We start from the raw sequence: 18,078 nt of genomic DNA, 5'->3' as shown, positions 1-18,078 counted from the left end.
GGTGAAATCCTACCAGCGAGGGGATGAACCTGCCCCGCATCGACCGCGACCGCCCCTGGCCGGCTGGCCGGTCCGGCGGTAGCGTCGGCGCACGGACGGCACCGCCCCCACCCCGTACCTCTTGCTCCCCGGCACCGCTCGCACGGCGCTCGCCCGCTGGCAGCAGGTCTTCGGTGGCGCGGTCCGGATCGCCTCGTACGAGGACGCCGGCCGCGAGGACGGTCCCCCGGCGGCTGTGGCGCACGGCGAACTCGACGGCCCCGTCCGGCTCTTCGCCGCCGACGCCGGGCCCGACGACGCCCCGTTCACAGCCTCCGGCCTGCTGCTCGCGCTGCTCGGGACCGCCGCCCCCGAGGCGCTCCGCCGCTGGTTCACCGACCTGGCGACGGACGGCACGGTCGTCGACGACCTGCGGGAACGGCCGTGGGGCGACTGGGACGGCTCGGTGCGCGACGCGTTCGGCGTCACCTGGCTGATCGGCTTCGAACGCTCCGCCCTCGACCCGCAGGGCTGAGCCGCCTCAGCCCGCCGCGGGCCGGTCGGCCCCGAGCGGCAGCAGCGGTGCCCAGAAGGCGTCCGACCCGTCCGCCACCACGGCGTCGGGCTCGAAGCGGAAGCCGTACTCGCGCACGAAGTCGAGTGCCGCGGCCTGCTCGTCCTCAGCGTCGTCGGACGCCGCGTCGAACAGGTAGACGCCGTGCCCCATGCGCACGCCGGAGTCGCTGATCACGGTCAGGTCCCACCGCCCCTCCTCGGCGCGCTCGATGCGGACGACGGCAGCCTGTGCAGCGGTGAAGTCAGCCATGCAGCGGAGCCTACGGACCGCCACCGGGACGCGTTCAGGGTGCGGGACGCCGTTACCCTGACCGCATGGACACCCCGCAGCCGTCCGGCACGACGAAGCGCCGGATCACCCTCGACCTCGATCGTCCGCTGCTGACCTGGGGCGCCCGACCGACGGTGACGATCGACGGCGTCGGTCACCCCGCCCAGTGGGGCACCGGGACGTGGGCGGTCGCCGACGACGGATCCACCCGGATCGGGGTGTCCTGCTTCAACCGCCTGTGGCGCTTCGGCGCCGCCAGCAGCACGGTCGGTGACGCCGACCGGTTCGCCTACCGCAGCTGGCTGCTGCCGCTCGGCGCGGGCCGGCTGACCGCGAGACGTACCACGGGCTGAGCCGGGAGGCGCGGTGCCGGTGAGCGGATCGGCCCACCGGCACCGTGCCTCCCGTCAGTCGTAGATCGCTATCCAGTCGACGCTCACGTGCCCCGAGGCGGTCGCCGGCACCCGCGAGCCGGTGTCGGTCTCGGCCTGCAGCGTGACCCGCATCGGCTCCGTCGGCACGGCCTTCGTCGTCGACGCGACCAGCGTGCCGTCCCAGTAGAAGCGGACGACGTCGTCGTCCCACTCCGTCGTGGCGACGTGCCAGCTGGTCGAGTCGGTCGCCGCGAACGTCTCGCGCTCCGGCTCGAACGTCATGGCACCGTTCCGCAGGCTGCCCGGGATCGCTGACGCCGGACGGGGCGCCGCGCCGAGGGTGGCCTCGGGCCAGTCGATCTCCCCCTGGTCCCAGTCGTCGCTCGACGGCCAGAGGATCACGCTGAACTTGTAACCAGGGGTCGCGGTGGTCTTGTAGCGGATCGACACCCGGCCGGTGCGGTGCGGGGCGTACCCGTCGGGCATCAGCGCCGCCGAGAGCGGCTGCCCGCGGTCGGACCGGAGCCAGAAGTCGAGCACGCCGTCGTGCACGCTCAACACCTTCGAGGGCGTGTACCGCCCCTGCCCGCTCGTGTCGGAGAACCCGTCGTACAGGCCGATGCGCGGGTACTTCATCCGGAAGGTGCCTGCGGGCGCGTTCCGGAAGAAGTCCTGCACGGAGGTCTGCTTCCACGTCCGTCCGTTCGACACGACGTCACCCGACGGCGCGAGGGTCGTGCCGCTCGACGTGTCTGCTGCGGACGCGGGCACGGGGGTCGAGACACCGGCGACCGTGCTGGCTGCGAGCACGGCGACGGTGAGGGCTGCGACGATCGAGGACTGCATGGGGCGCTCCTGCCTGGGGGCGGCGACGTGGGTGGCGTCGCCGCACCGTGGTGGTGCTCGGTGTGCCCAGCTGTGTCGGCTCGGGAAGGGCTGCCGTCAGTGAACCCACCCCGAGCTGTCAGGGAAGGCGCGGCGATGTCCCCCGATCACACGGGCAGAACGGTCTGACCTCGCGCGCGAGACGGCGCCGGGCCTGACGCCGGTCCTGGCGCCGGTCCTGGCGCCGGGGACCGCTCCAGTAGGGTGAGCGACATGTCAGTCGGGTTGCTCGCAGTGGTGGACGACATCCTCTCCGCGGCCCTCAAGGCCAGCGCGAAGACCGCGGGGGTCGTCATCGACGACGCGGCGGTCACGCCGCAGTACGTTCAGGGGCTGCAACCGGCCCGCGAGCTCCCCGTGGTCGGACGCATTGCGCTCGGCAGCCTGTTCAACAAGTTCGTCATCATCATCCCGCTGGCGCTGCTGCTGTCGGCGTTCGCGCCGTGGGTGCTCCCGTGGTTGCTGGTCATCGGTGGGACGTACCTGTGCTTCGAGGGGGCTGAGAAGGTCACCGAGTGGTTCGGCGTGCACCACGAGGCCGGCGGCGACGCCCAACCGACCACGGAGCCCAAGCTCGTCTTCGGCGCGGTCCGCACGGACCTCATCCTGAGCACCGAGATCATGCTCATCGCCCTGTCGAGCCTGGACACCGGGCTCGCCTTCTGGCCGAAGGTCGGCGCCCTCGCGCTGATCGGGCTCGGGATGACCGCGCTGGTCTACGGCGCCGTCGCACTGCTGGTGAAGGTCGACGACATCGGGCTCCAGATGATGAAGAACGACTCGCGACGGACCCGTCGAGCGGGAGCGCGGATCGTGCGCGCCATGCCGACGGTCTTCCGCGTCATCAGCATCGTGGGGACGGTCGCGATGCTCTGGGTCGGTGGGCACCTGGTGATCGCGAACCTGGCCGAGACGTTCTGGGCCGGACCGGAGCACCTGCTGCACGCGATCGAGCACGCGGTCGAGGCCGCCGGCCCGGTCGTCACGTGGATCGTCGACACCGCCGTGTCGGCCGTGTTCGGGCTCGTGCTCGGCATGGTCGTCGTCGGCGTCGTCCTCGGCATCGGCCGGCTGCGCGGTCGCACGCACTGATCGCGGGACCGACGCGCCTCCGTCCTGCGACGGCGGCGGACTCAGGCGTCCGGGTCGGTGGTCGTCGCCCAGAGGTACCAGGCCTCGAGCTGCGCCCGTGCGCTGCCGAGTGCGCTGTGGGAGCCGCGGACCGTGCCGTCCTGCGAGACGAGCTCGTACTGCTGACCGTGGGTGATCCGCGCGACCGGCCTCCCGTCGACCCACGCTGACCAGGAGTCGTCGCCGTCCTGCTGCCAGGTGAGGTCGTTCCGGTGTGCCATGGGGGGCGGCTTCCGCTCGGTGCCGCAGGAGCCCGGTTGGCGGAACGACCCGTCGGACGCTACGCCGTCCACCTGGACGGTGGGTCGAGCGCGACCAGGGTCAGAGCTCGACGTCGCTGCCCATCGTCACCGTGCGCTGGGCCGGCAGGCCGAACCGGGCCGCAGGATCGGCCGCGTTGTGCGCCAGGCCGACGAAAAGCTTCTTGCGCCAGCGAGCCATGCCCCGGTTGCCCGGCTGCGGCCGGAGGGCGCCGCGCGAGATGAAGTACGACGCCTTCGCGATCTCGTCCGGGTCGATGTCGAGCACCTCGGCGAGACAGGCGGCGTGCAGGGCGCGTGGCAGGTCCTGGTCGTCGGAGAACCCGAACTTCACGGTGATGTGGTCGATGCCGTCGTCCTCGTAGCCGAGGTCGTCACGGAAGAACGCCTTCGCGTGCGGCACGTGCGGCACGTTCGCGGTGAGCACCGAGACGATGAGCACGGTCCGGTGCACCACGTGGTTGTGCTCGACGTTCGCCCGGAGCGCCAGCGGGGTCGTCTCCTTGTTCGGGTGCGGGAAGATCGCGATCCCCTCGACCCGCGGGATGTGCTTCGTGTTGATGCGCTCGATGAAGTCGGCGAGCGACCCCTCGCGTTCCTTGCGTTCCTCTTGCACCAGCTGCCGTCCGCGGCGCCACGTGGTCATCAGCGTGATCACCGCGAGGGCGATGAGCAGCGGGACCCAGCCGCCGTGCACGATCTTCGACAGGTTGCCGGCGAGGAAGGTCAGCTCGAGACCGCCGAAGACCACGGCGGCCAGCACGAGCTTCCACGTCGCCCAGTGCCAGAGCGGCTTGACGACCAGGAGCAGCAGCAGCGTGTCCACGACCAGCGCACCCGTGACGGACACCCCGTACGCCGTCGCCAGGCTCGCCGACGACCGGAAGGCGAGCATGATCGCCAGCACACCGATGAAGAGCAGCAGGTTGACCGCCGGCAGGTAGATCTGGCCGCCCTCTTCACGCGAGGTCTGCCGGATCGTGAGCGGTGGCAGCAACCCGAGCTGGATCGCCTGGCGCGTGAGCGAGAACGCGCCGGAGATGACGGCCTGGCTCGCGATCACCGTGGCCATCGTCGCGAGCACCACGACCGGGATCTGCAGGGCATCGGGGAAGAGCAGGAAGAACGGGTCCTTCGCCGCCGAGGGGTCCTCGAGGACGAGCGACGCCTGCCCCAGGTAGTTGAGCACGAGCGCCGGGAACACGACGAAGAACCAGGCGCGCAGGATCGCCGGACGACCGAAGTGGCCCATGTCCGCGTACAGCGCCTCTGCTCCGGTGATGACGAGCACGACAGCGCCCATCGCCACGAAGGTGATGTACGGGTGGGCGACGAGGAAGGCGATCGCCCACGTCGGCGACAGCCCCTGCAGGACCCCGGGGTGCGCCACGATGTGCGGCACGCCGGCGACCGCGATGACGACGAACCAGAGCAGCATCACCGGGCCGAACAGGTTGCCGACCTTGCCGGTGCCGAACCGCTGCACGAGGAACAGCAGCACCAGGATGACCGCCGCGATCGGCACGATGAGGTGGTCGAGCGACGGCGCCGCGGTCGACAGCCCCTCGACCGCGGAGAGGACGGACACGGCCGGCGTGATCACGGAGTCGCCGTAGAACAGCGAGACGCCGATGATGCCGATGACCAGGAATACCGTCGCTCCCCCGCGACGCTTCGCGTACAGGCGCCGGGCCAGCGCGGCGAGCGCCATCACGCCGCCCTCGCCGTCGTTGTCGGCGCGCATGAGCACGAGCACGTACTTGATCGACACGACGATCGTGACGCTCCAGAACATGATCGAGATGACGCCGTACACGTCCTCCTGGTTCGCCTTGACGATGCCGCCGTCGATGGTGAAGACCGTACGGAGGGCGTACAGCGGGCTCGTGCCGATGTCACCGAAGACCACGCCCAGCGCGGCGAGCGCCAGGGCAGCGACGCCCTTGGCGGGGCCGTGGGCGCCGTCGTCGACCGCGTCGGTCGTCGGCGACTGGGAGCGGGTCTCGGTCACGCTCGTCTCTTCCGTCGGGGTCGTCCGGGCGACGACCGCGGATCATCCTCGCACCGCTCACGCTCCGGTGTTCTCGGCGGACACCCATCCGTGCAGGACTGTGCGGAGACCGGCTGGTGTGGAGGACTCGTACCCCGTCCCCTCGACGCGTACAGGAACCGCGTCCTACCGTTCGGGACGACGCGAGCGCGGACGTCCCGCGCGCGGAAGGAGTGCACCATGAACCTCGACGGGTTCGAGCCGGCCCAGCTGATCGTCTTCGTGATCGCGGTCGTCCTGGTGTTCGGCGGCCTGATCGCCAGCCGCCGCCGTCGCTGAGCCGAGCCGGTCACCGACCGCGGCGGCCCGCGGCCGACGCTCAGGCCGCCAGGTCGAGCAGCACGTCGTGTGCCACGCGTGCGGCGCGCGCCGACGCGTCGTCGAGGTGCTCACGGAACTCGTCGCCGTCGGGCGCGCACAGGTCGCTGATCCCCCGGATCGACAGGAACGGCATGTCGTGCACGTGTGCGAACTGGGCGATCGCAGCCGACTCCATGTCCACCGCCGCGACCGCCGGGAAGACCTCGCGCAGGGTGCGGGCGCGTCCCTCGGTCACGAAGACCTCGCTCGACCCGATGGTCGCCGAACGGATGCGGTACGGGGTCTGCGCAGCCGCCGCGCGGGCGAGCATCCGCGAATCCGGTGCGTACTGCGGCGGCATCCCCGGGACCTGCCCGAGCGCGTAGCCGAAGGCCGTCGCGTCCGCGTTGATGTTGACGTAGTGCTCACCCACGACGACGTCACCGATCTCGACGCCGCGCATCAGGCCCCCGGCGGTCCCGACACTGAGCACCGGGACGGCACCGAAGTCGTGGTAGCAGTGCGCGACGGCCGCCGTGGCGTTCGTGAACCCGATGCCGCTGCGCCGCAGGGCGACCACCGAGCCGTCCACGTCGAGCAGGTGGTGTTCGTCGTGTCCGCCGACCGGGCCGTCGTCGATGACCACGCCCCCGAGCAGGGCGGCGACGGCGGACAGTTCCTCGGTCATCGCGGCGATGACGACGGCGACGGGCGTTGCTTGCACCGACCGATCCTCGCACGCGCGTGGGCCCGCCGCCGTCACCGGACCTCGAACGTCCAGAGCGAGTAGCCGTACGGCGTCGCCCGGTCGACACCCTGCAGACGGAGTTGTCGCCAGCTGCCGGACAGCGGCACCCGGTCGGTGCCGCCGTCGCCGTCCGTCACCGTCGCGATCGTCGTCCACTCGCCGGTCGTCCCGTCCCGTCCCTCGATGCGGTACGCGCGGCCGTACGCAGCCTCCCACCGGATCGTCGCCTCGTGCACCTCGTGCCGCGCGCCGAGGTCGACGTCGAGCCGGGCGTCGTCCCGGTGCTCGCTCGCCCACCGCGTGCCCGGGTCCCCGTCGACGGCGTTGCGCGCCGGGACCCCCGCCGACTCGTCGCCGGACGACGACACCGCGGCGCGGCGGGCGAGGTCCGGCGTCGGTGCACCCTCGGTGGAGAACACCCGGAACGACCACACGGAGACGCCGTACTGCGTGGTGCGCGTGTCGGCGACCAGGCGCACGAAGCGGGCGCGGACGCCGTCGAGGGCGTGCGTCTCGGTCCCGCCCCTGCCGTCGGTCGTCGTCGCGACCGTACGCCACGGGTCCGATGTCCGGTCGCGCACCTCGACGTGGTCGGACGCGGCCGCTGCCGCCTCCCAGACGACCTCGACGCGGTCGAGCGGCAGCACCGAACCGAGGTCGACGGCGAGCCACTCCCCGTCGCGGGCGGTGCTCGACCACCGGGTCGTGTCGTCGTCGTCGACCGCCGCGTCGCCGGACAGGTCGCCGCGCTCGTCCGACGAGGTCGTCACCGGCTTGCCGACAGCGACGTCGCGGGACACGGCCGGTGCCCCGCCCTGGTCGAGCGTCCTGAGGACGGCCTGCCCGGTCGCGGCACCGCGCGCGGCACGGACGGTGGTGGTGACGCCGCCGCGGTCCGGCACGGTCACCGCGTCCGAGGCGCTCACCGTCGTGCCCTCGTCCGCGGTCCAGGCGGGCCGGGCGTCACCGGTCAGCAGACCGCCGTACCCGTCGGCGTCGAACCCGTACGCGGCGAGCCGGACGGACGAGCCGGGCAGCACCGTGGCGCTGCGCGGGGCGACCAGCAGGTCACGGACGTCCACGTCGGCCGCGGTCGGCGTCCCGGTCACCTGCACGTCCCACACCGAGTAGCCGTACTGGGTGAGCCGGTCGGTCAGGTGCAGCCGGACGAAGCGGGTCGTCGCTCCGACCGGCACGGTGTCGATCGAGGCGTCCGTGTTCGTCACGGTCCGGACGTCCCGCCAGGGGCCGTCGTCCGTGTCGGACACCTGCACGACGTACCGTGCCGCGGCGGCGTTCTCCCACGTGACCCGGACGTCCTCGACGTCCCGCACGGAGCCGAGGTCGAGCGTCAGGTCCACCGTGTCGACGCCGTGCGCGCTCTCCCAGCGGGTCGTGGGGTCCCCGTCAACGGCCTTCGCCGCGGCGTTGCCCCCGTCCGTCGAGCTCGCCACGGCGGCGGTCCCGCTGACGACGGGCACCGACGCGATCGACGACACGACGGCAGCGCCCTCGACGTCACCGACGGTCGCCACGACCCAGCCCGCGCCGGGGGCCGAGGTGGTGAGGGTCCCGTCGCCGGTGACCGTGCCGGGTGCGGTGGTGCTCCAGGTGACGACGGTCGGCAGCGGGGCGGGGTCGCCGTACTGGTCGTGCCCGGTCGCCGAGAAGGTCGTCCGCTCGCCGACCACGACGCGCGTGACGTCGGGCGTCACCGTGATGCCGGTGAGCACCGGTGCCGGCGCGACGCGGAGGTCGTACGAGTCGGAGACCGTGCCGACGGTCGCGGTGACGGACACCTCGTCCGCCGCCGCTCCCGCGTGCAGGGTGCCGTCCTGGTCGATCGTCCCCGCGCTGGTCGACCACCGCACGTCGTCGAGCGGCATGGTCGCGCCGTACTGGTCGTAGCCGGTCGCGGTGAACACGGTCGTGCTGCCCGGGGTGACCGTCCGCGGGTCGCCCTCGGTCCCGACGACGACCTTCGCCAGCCGGGCGTCGAGGTGGGACGTGATCTGCGTCCGTGCGGGCACCGCGATCTGCCCGATGACCCGCTGGCCCTCGACCACGTCGTACGTGCGCTGGACGTCGTCGATGTTGTCGATCACGTAGGAGTACGTGCCGTCGGCAGCGCGGAACACCTGGCTCAGCGGGTTCGTCGTGTGGCGGTCCGTGACCTCGTGGCCGACGGTGCGGTTCGACATCGCCTGGTGGTAGACCATCCCGGCCATCGACCGACCGGTCACGGCCGGGTCCTGCGCCTCCCACAGTGCGGCGTGCACGTCGGCGTACGTGTCCGGGTCGTACTGCGCGAGGAACCCGAGGACGACGTTGCCGAGCGCGTCGCCCATCTCGCTGAACACCGCGGCTGCGTGGGCCGTGTCGGTGCCCGGGCGGTGATCGGTCAGGTCGACGCCGTACAACCGGTCGATCGTGGCGGGGTCCGCCCGGTAGTCGGTCACGAGGAACGGCAGGAGCGGCGACGGCGTCGGCCAGTCCCCCGGCTGCCGATCCGCCGTCGGGCCGTCGAGCTGCGCGGGCACGAGTGCCGCCGGCAGGGTCTCGGGCGTCCAGTAGCGGGACGGGAACACGACGGTGCCGTCGTCGTCGACCGAGACGTACAGCGAGTCCGTCGACCGGTCGTACAGCGGGTTGGACGCGGTCCTCGCCGTCACGTAGCCCGGGTGGTTCCGCTCGACGGCGCGGATCGCGTCCTGCAGCTCGCCGATGGCGGCGACCCGGTCCCGCGTGATCACGACGTCCCCGTAGGTGCCGACACCCCACCACTTCTTCGTGAGCATCTGCACGTGCCCGGCGTTGCCGTTCACGACGCCGTCCTGCCCGACGACCTCGCCCCTGGCGGCCATCATCTTCCGCATGATCGCCTTCGAGAAGTCCGGGTCCCACCCGAAGTACGTGAACCACGGCGCGGTCGGCATCCACTGGATCCCGTAGATCCACGCGGGGTCGCCGGAGAAGTACGTCGCCTCGGCCTGGCCGGAGTCGAACAGGATGCCCGCCTGGCCGGCGTCGTAGGCCTCGGGGAACGCACCGTTCCCGTCGTACGAAGCCGACGCAGGGTTGCCGTGGGCGTTCTGGTAGTAGTCGCGCACGGCTGCACGCTCGGTGACGTACTGCACCGCACCCGCTGCCTGCATGTCGCGGTCACCCAGCACGGTGCCGAGCAGGAACAACCCGGCCTCGGACTGGATCGCCTCGGACGACGACTCCTGGTTGTTGCCGCCGGGCGACGACACCCCGCCGGCGTTGGAGTGGCCGGTCCACACCCCGAAGGTGCGGAAGTGCGGGAAGCGCTCGTCGTCCCGGTCCCAGTTCGCGTACTGCTTCGCGACCAGGGTCGCCATGTCACCGTACCGCTGGGCCCACTCCGGGTCGGCCCGTCCGAGCAGCGCGGTCGCGAGCGTGAAGTAGCCGTAGTGGAAGTGGTTGTCGTTGAACTGTGCGGACCCGTACGAGTCGCTGAAGCCGATCAGGGCCTTCCACGTCGGGTACATCGCGAAGAAGTGCTCCCGCTCGCCCTGGCTGTACGTGTACCAGTCCGTGAGCGCATGCTCGAGGGTCGCCCGCATCCGGTCGGCGTCCTCGGTGTCCCCGATCTGGTCCGCGACGCTCATGTACGCGCCGAGCTGCTGCAGGTCCTTGCCGCCCCAGTAGGTGTCGCCGCCGTAGGTCGTCTTCTCGGCGTAGTCCGACAGGTACTGCCGCATGACGTCCTCGCGGTACGGGTCGTCGCCCGTGCTCATCGGCTCGGCACCGATCGGGGTCAGACCACTGAAGGCGTACCGGAGCGTCCAGCCGTCGTGCCCGACGGTCGTCTTCATCGTGCCGCGCGGTGTCGCGTAGGTCGCACCGGTGAAGTCGAGGTCGTGCGTCGCTTCCGCGTACTGGTGCTGCAACCACCCCTGGACGGTGTCGTGGTCCGTGCCCTGCAGCACGTCGGTCTGCAGCGACCACCGCTGCTCGACCTGTCCCGCCGCGGGGTCGTACGAGTAGTCCATCCGGGTGTCCCGCGGCACGGCGAAGGCCGTGCGGTGCAGGTCGTCCAGCGTCAGCCCCCGCTCCGGCACGGCGCTGAGGACGAGGAAGGGCGTTCCCGCGGACGCCTCGAGCGTGTTGCCCGACCGGGTGAAGGTCGTCCCGGTGGGTGCGTGCACGCCGAACACGTGCCCGTCCTGCCGGATCTCGAACCGGTCCGTCGTGATCGTTGCCGCCAGTCCGGCACCGTCACCGTCGGTGAGCACGGCACCGTCCTGCAGCGTGATCCGCGGGGTCATGCCGTGGAACTCGAACCACTCGTACGGCGACCCCTGCACGCTCGTGACGTCCATGTACTGCCCGCCCGGTCCGGCCTGCGGCATCCGCCAGCTGACGTTCCAGTCGCCCCAGCGCAGGGCGTCGGCTCGATCGGCGGAGAACGCCGTGGTGAACCGCTGCGCGATGCCGTCCGGGGCGTCGGTGAGCAGAACCTGGTCGACCAGGACGTGCGCCCACCCGGCGCGGAGCGAGTCGACGACCCGGAGCTGCGCCGTCGCACCGCGGTACGCACTGACGTCCCACGACGTCCAGCGCAGCTCCTCGCTGTCCGCGCCCGTGGCCTCCTCGACGACCTCGCCGTCGACGAGGAGCTGCACCGCCTCGGCACCGGGGTGCCGACCGCCGCCGACCAGGAAGGCCAGGGTCGACCGGTCGACGGTGAACTCCGGCGAGGTGAGCGTGCCGGTCGCGCCGTCACCGTCACGGCCGGTGAACGAGTCGATGAACCCACGGCCGAGCCAGCCGGACACCGCGCTCTGTCCGGGAGCGGTGCCGGAGGCGGTCCCGCCGAAGGCGTCGCCGGTGGTGGTCCACCCGTCGGGCAGGCCGTCCTCGAAGTCGGCGAGCACGCGGTCCGACGCGTCGGGCGTCGGGTCGACCGTGCCGCCGACGGTGACCGGGGCGTCGAGCCGCATCGCGGTGCCGTCGGCGTTCCAGGCCGTCGGGTACGTGAGCTTCGCCCCCTGCGCACTGTTCGACGAGACGAAGGGGTACGCCCACATGTCGCCGGAGTACCTGCTGACGAGCAGGTCGGTCCACCACTGGTTCGTGGGGACGGGCTTGCCCTGCTGCGACGGGTCGACGTACAGGTGCTGGTCGACGGTCTTCCGCACGTCGGCGATGGACGCGATCTCGGCCGGGGGCGTCGGCGCGTAGGACCCGTCGCCGACGCGCACGCCGTCGACGCTCGGCGCGGCCGGGTCGGCAGCGGTCGCCGCGAGCCGCTCCGCCGGCGGGTGCGCGGGATCGGCGGTTCCCGACCTGGCGGCCGAGGTGGCCGCGGGGTCCGGCGGCGGGGTGGCCGCGGACGCGGCATCCACGGTGACGACGGGCGCGAGCGAGAGCGCGCCGAGCAGGAGCGTGACGACGACGGTGCGGACCAGGTGCACGGAGGGGTCCCTTCCGGGGGCGGAGGTTCGGCGGCGGTGCGTGCGTCGGGTCGCACGGACCCCTGTCGGCAGCCTCGACCCTGACGTCAGCAGAAGTGAGGATCCGTCCCGGAAGCGTGGTGATGCGTGACCTCCGTCCGCGTGCGCCGAGCCCCGACGCGCACCCTGCCGCCGCCCAGGTCCGGCGGGGCTACCGTCGGACCGGTGACGGACGAACGACGCCGCGAGGTCGGCGACAGCGACGCCCCGGTCGAGGACGAGATCGAGGAGTCCTTCGACGCGGTGGTCGACGAGGGCGCCGAACGGCTGCAGCGCACGACCCGGGTCGTCCTGGCGACGGGGTTCGCGGGGGGCCTGGAGATCGGGCTCGGCGTCATGGGCTACCTCGCCGTGCTGCACGAGACCGACAGCCACCTGCTCGCGGGCATCGCCTTCAGCATCGGCCTCGTGGCGCTGTACCTGGCGCACAGCGAGCTCTTCACGGAGAACTTCCTGATGCCGATCGTGGCGCTCGTCGCCCGCGAGGGCACGGTGCGGCAGCTCCTCCGGCTCTGGCTCGGCACGCTGGTCAGCAACCTCGCCGGCGGCTGGGTCGTGATGTGGCTCGTCGTGCAGGCGTTCCCGCAGTGGCACACGGTGCTCGAGGAGTCCGCCCGGCACTACGTCGACGCCCCCTTCGGGCTGCAGACCGCGGTGCTCGCCGTGCTCGGCGGCAGCACCATCACCCTGGTGACGCGGATGCAGCAGGGTACGGACTCGGACCCGGCGAAGCTCGTCGCGGCGGTCGCCGGCGGCTTCCTGCTGGCCGGCCTGCAGCTCTTCCACTCGATCCTGGACTCGCTGCTGGTCTTCGGCGCGATCCAGGCCGGCGCGGCGATCACGTACGGCCAGTGGGCCGCCTGGTTCGGCTACGTGCTCCTGTTCAACGTCCTCGGCGGGGTCGTGCTCGTGACGTCGCTCCGGATCATCCGGTCGGCGGACCTGCTGCGCGGGCGGCGGCGCGAGGCGCCGGACGCGCCGGACCGCGGGGCCGGTGAGCAGGAGCGGGGCACCGCGCGCTGACGGGTACGGACGACGGACGGGAGGCCCGTGGCGGCGCCGCCACGGGCCTCCCGTCCGTCACCGGGTCCCGCTCACCCGACCGGGGTCGGCTCGTCCGTGTCGGCGGACGCCGTCACCGCGACCGCGTGCGGACCGGGGTCCACCAGCAGGCGGCGCCTGCCGTCGGTCGCCGACCCGGCGAGCAGCGCCGTCATCGAGCCGGTACCGCCACCGGACGAGACCTCGACCGACGACTCGTCGAACCACAGGGTGAGCGCCACGCGGTCGCCGTCGGGTCGGACCGTCACGGCGACGTGCCGCTCGAACGCCGCGGGGAGCCCGTCGGCGGCGGGCCGGTCGAGTCGGAGCGAGGCGTCGGCGGCGTCGTACCGGAGCCCGAGCCGTCGGCGGCCGTCGGCGTCGTCGACGTCCAGCCGCACCACGCCCGATGCCTCGCGCAGCGTGATCGCGACCTCGACGCGGACCACACCGGGCAGGTCGTGCTCGGTGGCCGCGTCGTCCTGCTGCCGGAGCACCTCCTCCGCTCCGCTCGCCGGTCCGACGATCCGCTGCACCAGTTTGAGCCGGCCGTCCCGCTCGGTGAGACCGAGCACCCGGGCGGCGGTCATCGCGCCGCGCCACGGACGGGTCGGCAGCTCCTTCGCGTAGTCCCAGTTGTCCATCCAGGCGACGAGGGTCCGGTCCGGTCCCTCGGTGCCCGAGAAGGTGACGCCGGCGTACGCGTCCGGACCGTGGTCGAGCCACCGGTACGTCGCGAGCTCCTCGGTGGACTGCTGCCGCCACGAACCGTCCGGCAGCCGGGTCTCGGCCGGCAGCGGCTCGTCGGGGACGAACCGCTCGCCGTCGAACTGCCCGAGCACGACGTGCGTGCCGGAACCGCCCGCGACCCCGCCCGGGTTGAGGCTGATGAGCAGCACCCAGACCACGCGGTCCGGGTCGCCGTCGACGGCCAGCGGGAACAGGTCCGGGCACTCCCACACCCCGCCGACCGGACCGGCAGGGCCGTAGGTGGACACGAGCGCCCACGACAGCAGGTCCGTCGAGCGGTGCACGAGCACCTGGCGGTCCTGGGCCTCGACCGCGACCATGATCCAGCAGGGGCCGTCGGTGCCCTCGTACCGGAACACCTTCGGGTCGCGGAAGTCGGCGGACCCGCGTCGCAGCACCGGGTTGCCCGGGTGCTTCCGCCACCGGTACCCGCCGTCCGTGCTGGACGCGAGTGCCTGCGACTGCTCGGTCTCGGCGGCCTGCGTCCAGATCGCCACCAGGGGCGGGTGCTCCGCCGACCCGAGCCCGCTCGTGTTCTCCGCGTCGAAGACGACGGAGCCCGAGAAGACCTGGCCGTCGTCGTCGGCCTCGAGCGCGACCTCGTGCTCCGTCCAGGTCAGCAGGTCGGGGCTCGACGCGTGCCCCCAGCCGACCGTGCCGTGGTCGATGCCGTTCGGGTTGTGCTGGAAGTACAGGTGCCACCGCCCGTCGTGGCGGACGAGCCCGTTCGGGTCGTTCATCCAGTTCCGGGTGGGGGTGAAGTGCCGCCGCGGGCGCCGGAGCACCGCGGTCTCCCGTGCGGTCCCCTCCTCCGTCACGGTGCTCACTTGACCGACCCGGCGGTGAGGCCGCGGACGAAGAAGCGCTGGAGCGACAGGAACACCACGAGGGGCACGATGAGCACGATGAACGACCCGGCCGCGACCAGGTTCCAGCCCGACCCGTACTGTCCGAGCAGACCGAGCAGGCCCTGCTGCAGCACCGGGTTCGTGTTGCCGATGAAGATGTACGCCACGAGGTAGTCGTTCCACACCCAGAGGAACTGGAAGATCGCGAACGACGCCAGCGCCGGCACCGACATCGGGACCGCGAGCCGCCAGAAGATCTGGAAGTGCGACGCCCCGTCGACGCGGGCGGCCTCGATCAGCGCGACCGGCAGGGTCGACATGTAGTTCCGCAGGATGTAGATGCACAGCGGCAGCGCGAACGCCGAGTGCACGATCCACGCCGCGGGGAAGGTGCCCGTGATCTGCAGCCCCGTCGCCTGCGTGATCGACTTGTACAGCTGCAGGACCGGGATGAGCGAGATCTGCACCGGCACCACGAGCAGACCGACGATCACCGCGAAGTAGAACTCCTTGAACCGGAACTGCAGGAACGTGAACGCGTAGGCCGCGAACGCCGAGATCATCAGCGGCAGGATCGTGGCCGGCACCGCGACCGCGACGCTGTTCAGGAACTCGGCAGCCAGGCTCTGCCCGGTGCCGGAGGTCGCCCCGGTCAGGGCGTTCGAGTAGTTGTCGAGGGTCCACTCGGTGCCGAACAGGTTGCCGAAGACGGTCCACCACCCGGTGCTCTGCGCGGCGGTCGTGGTGCGGAAGCTCGTGATGAGCAGGCCGATCGCGGGCACCATCCAGAGCACCGCGATGACGCCCATCACGATGCTGAGCAGGACACGGGGACGCCGCTCGGCGCTGGTCTTCGTGACCCGCTCGCGCTTCGTCGCGACGAGTTTCGGGGCACCGGCCACCGGGACGATCTCGGTCATCGGAGGGCCTCCTGTTCACGGTAGGTGCGCACCTGGTACACGATGACCGGCACCACGGCGAGGATGAGGATGACGACCACGGCGGACGCCTTCCCGGGGTTGTTGAACGCGAAGAACTGCGAGTAGAACTCGACGCCGAGCACGTTGGTGTCGAACTGCCCGTTCGTCATCGCGAAGACGATGTCGAAGATCTTCATCACCGTGATGAGCACCGTGATGCCGACGGCGATGATCGTCGTCCGGATCTGGGGTGCGATCACACGGAAGAACGCCTGGCGCTCGCTCGCACCGTCGATGCGCGCCGCCTCGATCGTCTCCTCGGGCACGGCCTTGATCGCCGCGGAGAGCAGCACCATCGCGTAGCCGGCGTTGAGCCAGATGACGACCGCCATGAGCAGGAAGCTGTTCATCCGCAGGAAGTCGTTCTGCAGCCACGGGACCGGGTTCTGGTGCGTGATCGCGGTCCAGATGCCGTTGAGCAGGCCGACCTGCGGCTGGCCCGGAGCGTTGTACGCGTACACGAACGACCACATCGACGCGGCGGCGATGAAGCTCACCGACATCGGCAGGAAGATCAGCGACTTGAAGGTCTTCTCGCGCTTCGGGCCGAGGCGGTCCGCCAGGGTGGCCACGAGCAGGCCGATCACGACCACCACCGCGGGGACGACGATGATCCACAGCAGGTTGTTGAGCAGGGTCGACAGGAACGACGGGGTCGAGAAGAGCGAGACGTAGTTGTCGAGGCCGCCGAAGGACGTCAGCCCGTACTGGTCGGTCTTCTGCAGGCTCTGGATGACGGTCTGCACCGTCGGGACGACCAGGAAGACGAGCAGGAGGAGCAGGACCGGGCCGATGAAGACGTAGGGCAGGAGGCGACCGTGCCACTTGCCGTGCGTCTTCGAGACCAGGAAGTTGAGCCCGAGGTAGATCAGGAACGAGACGGCCAGTCCGCCGATGACGGAGACGAGGACGCTGAGGACTTGCTGCACGAGGGGTCACCTCACTTCGTTGTCGGGGTGTGCTGTCGCGGCGTGCAGGCGCCGAGGGCCGTGGCGGTGCCGGTTCGGCACCGCCACGGCGAGGGTGGAGGGTGTTACTGCGACGGCCAGGAGTCGTCGATGGCCTTCAGCGTCTGGTCGAGGGACTGCTGTCCCGCGGTCCACGCAGTCAGGTTCGTCCACTCGGTTCCGGCACCGACGGCCCCGGGCATCTGGTCGGAGGCGTCGAAGCCGAAGACCTTCGAGTCCTTCACGGCCTGCTGCGCCACCTTCTGGAACGGGCTGGTGTACTCCGAGGCCGGGAAGTCGTTGTGCGGCGAGAGCGCGGCGGACCAGTTCTTGGCGTAGCCGTTCGTGCCGAACTCCTTGCCGACCAGGTAGTCCACGACCTTCTTGGTGGCGTCGTCCTTCTTGAACGCGGCGACCAGGTCACCACCGCCGAGCGTGCCCGACGTCGCTGCGCCCTCGGGGGTCGGGAGCGGGAAGGCGTTCACGTTCGTCGTGTCGCCCTTCGCGATCTGCTGCTGGATCGTCTCCGGGAAGTTACCGGTGATGAACGTGCCCTGACGCATCATGTAGCACTGACCGGCCGACTTGCCGCCGTCGACGAACAGGTTGTTGCCCGCCGCGCCGAAGTCGGTCGAGGCCATGGCCTTGCCGCCGCCGTTGACCGCGCCGTCGGCGAAGATCATCGACTCGACCTTGCCGGCGGCCTTCTTGACCAGCGGCGAGTCGAACTTCACCTTGTGGGTGATCCAGTCGTCGTACTTCTGCAGGCCGCCGTAGCGCAGCACGTACTCCTCGAGCCAGTCCGTCATCGGCCAGCCGTTCGAGCCCTGCGACGCGATGCCGACGCACCACGGGTAGCCGGAGCCGTCCTGGATGATCTTGTCCTGCAGCGCCGTGAGCTCGGCGTCCGTCTTCGGGACCTCGTACCCCTTCGCCTTGAAGGCCGCCGGGTCGTACCAGACGAGCGACTTCACGTTGATGTTGTAGGGCAGGCCGTAGGTCTTGCCGTTCACCTTCGCGATGTCGGCAAGGCCGTTCGCCTCGTCCGCCGTGACGCTCTTGACGTCGATGAGGTCGTCGAGCGGCTGGATGCCCTGGCTGATGAGCGACTTCAGCACACCGGGCTGGGGGAAGATCGCGATGTCGGGGGCCTGGCCGCCCTTCACCTGGGTGACGATCGACGTCTGGAAGCTGTCGCTGCCCGAGTACTTGACCGTGATGCCCTGGCCCTTGGCCCACGTGTCCAGGTCCTTCTGGAACGCCGTGGCCTGTGCACCGGTGAACCCACCGGAGATCGTGACGGTGCCGTCCGACGACGACCCGGATCCGCCGGCGCTGCAGCCGGTCAGCGTCAAGCCGGTCCCGACCGCGAGCGCGGCGGCGACGGCGATGCCCTTACGAAGCCTCATTACTTCGACCTTTCACTCGCACAAACCCAAATCGTTTTGTGTCGAGGAA

The 18,078-nt window shown here is 71.1% G+C and carries 14 protein-coding genes; 4 read left to right on the top strand and 10 right to left on the bottom strand.

The window, feature by feature from the left end; genetic code table 11:
* The first annotated feature begins 121 nt into the window (after positions 1-121).
* Positions 122-514, top strand: coding sequence for a VOC family protein (locus tag C1N91_RS03235; RefSeq protein WP_137766582.1), 393 nt, complete (start codon positions 122-124; stop codon positions 512-514).
* Between the two features lie 6 nt (positions 515-520).
* Here C1N91_RS03235 and C1N91_RS03230 read toward each other — a convergent pair whose 3' ends face one another.
* Entirely contained in the window at positions 521-805 is a 285-nt protein-coding gene (locus tag C1N91_RS03230) for a hypothetical protein (protein ID WP_137766581.1), read from the bottom strand.
* A gap of 65 nt (positions 806-870) precedes the next feature.
* On the opposite strand from C1N91_RS03230, the gene C1N91_RS03225 reads away from it, so the two are divergent.
* Positions 871-1,179: a hypothetical protein gene (locus C1N91_RS03225; protein ID WP_137766580.1), complete on the top strand. Its 309-nt coding sequence runs from the start codon at positions 871-873 to the stop codon at positions 1,177-1,179.
* Between the two features lie 54 nt (positions 1,180-1,233).
* Here the strand turns inward: C1N91_RS03225 and C1N91_RS03220 are convergent, their stop codons facing one another.
* Entirely contained in the window at positions 1,234-2,046 is an 813-nt protein-coding gene (locus C1N91_RS03220) for a glycoside hydrolase family 16 protein (RefSeq protein ID WP_137766579.1), read from the bottom strand.
* 252 nt (positions 2,047-2,298) lie between these two features.
* On the opposite strand from C1N91_RS03220, the gene C1N91_RS03215 reads away from it, so the two are divergent.
* Positions 2,299-3,177, top strand: coding sequence for a DUF808 domain-containing protein (locus tag C1N91_RS03215; RefSeq protein ID WP_137766578.1), 879 nt, complete (start codon positions 2,299-2,301; stop codon positions 3,175-3,177).
* Positions 3,178-3,218: 41 nt separating this feature from the next.
* Here C1N91_RS03215 and C1N91_RS03210 read toward each other — a convergent pair whose 3' ends face one another.
* The 4 genes from C1N91_RS03210 to C1N91_RS03195 form a co-directional block, all read right to left on the bottom strand.
* Entirely contained in the window at positions 3,219-3,437 is a 219-nt protein-coding gene (locus C1N91_RS03210; protein ID WP_137766577.1) for a hypothetical protein, read from the bottom strand.
* 100 nt (positions 3,438-3,537) lie between these two features.
* Positions 3,538-5,487 (bottom strand): potassium transporter Kup, encoded by a 1,950-nt coding sequence (locus C1N91_RS03205; RefSeq protein ID WP_137766576.1) that lies wholly within the window; start codon positions 5,485-5,487, stop codon positions 3,538-3,540.
* Between the two features lie 358 nt (positions 5,488-5,845).
* Positions 5,846-6,550, bottom strand: coding sequence for a 5'-methylthioadenosine/S-adenosylhomocysteine nucleosidase (mtnN, locus tag C1N91_RS03200; protein ID WP_137766575.1), 705 nt, complete (start codon positions 6,548-6,550; stop codon positions 5,846-5,848).
* A 35-nt stretch (positions 6,551-6,585) separates the two neighbouring features.
* Positions 6,586-12,015: a discoidin domain-containing protein gene (locus C1N91_RS03195; protein WP_137766574.1), complete on the bottom strand. Its 5,430-nt coding sequence runs from the start codon at positions 12,013-12,015 to the stop codon at positions 6,586-6,588.
* 204 nt (positions 12,016-12,219) lie between these two features.
* Here C1N91_RS03195 and C1N91_RS03190 point away from each other — a divergent pair, with 204 nt between their 5' ends.
* Positions 12,220-13,077, top strand: a complete 858-nt coding sequence (locus C1N91_RS03190) for a formate/nitrite transporter family protein (protein WP_137766573.1) — start codon at positions 12,220-12,222, stop codon at positions 13,075-13,077.
* A gap of 71 nt (positions 13,078-13,148) precedes the next feature.
* On the opposite strand, the gene C1N91_RS03185 is transcribed toward C1N91_RS03190, so the two are convergent.
* The 4 genes from C1N91_RS03185 to C1N91_RS03170 all read right to left on the bottom strand — a co-directional run bounded on the left by C1N91_RS03185 (position 13,149) and on the right by C1N91_RS03170 (position 18,029).
* Positions 13,149-14,672, bottom strand: a complete 1,524-nt coding sequence (locus C1N91_RS03185) for a glycoside hydrolase family 32 protein (RefSeq protein WP_137766572.1) — start codon at positions 14,670-14,672, stop codon at positions 13,149-13,151.
* A complete protein-coding gene (locus C1N91_RS03180) occupies positions 14,669-15,613 on the bottom strand; it encodes a carbohydrate ABC transporter permease (RefSeq protein WP_137766571.1) in 945 nt (314 codons plus the stop codon). Before C1N91_RS03180 ends, C1N91_RS03185 begins: the two co-directional genes overlap by 4 nt.
* A complete protein-coding gene (locus tag C1N91_RS03175) occupies positions 15,610-16,602 on the bottom strand; it encodes a carbohydrate ABC transporter permease (RefSeq protein WP_137766570.1) in 993 nt (330 codons plus the stop codon). Before C1N91_RS03175 ends, C1N91_RS03180 begins: the two co-directional genes overlap by 4 nt.
* A 104-nt stretch (positions 16,603-16,706) precedes the next feature.
* Entirely contained in the window at positions 16,707-18,029 is a 1,323-nt protein-coding gene (locus tag C1N91_RS03170; RefSeq protein ID WP_137766569.1) for an ABC transporter substrate-binding protein, read from the bottom strand.
* Positions 18,030-18,078: the final 49 nt, after the last annotated feature.

The sequence above is a fragment of the Curtobacterium sp. SGAir0471 genome, assembly GCF_005490985.1.
Lineage (GTDB): Bacteria > Actinomycetota > Actinomycetes > Actinomycetales > Microbacteriaceae > Curtobacterium.
This window is presented reverse-complemented; position numbering and strand designations above follow the sequence as displayed.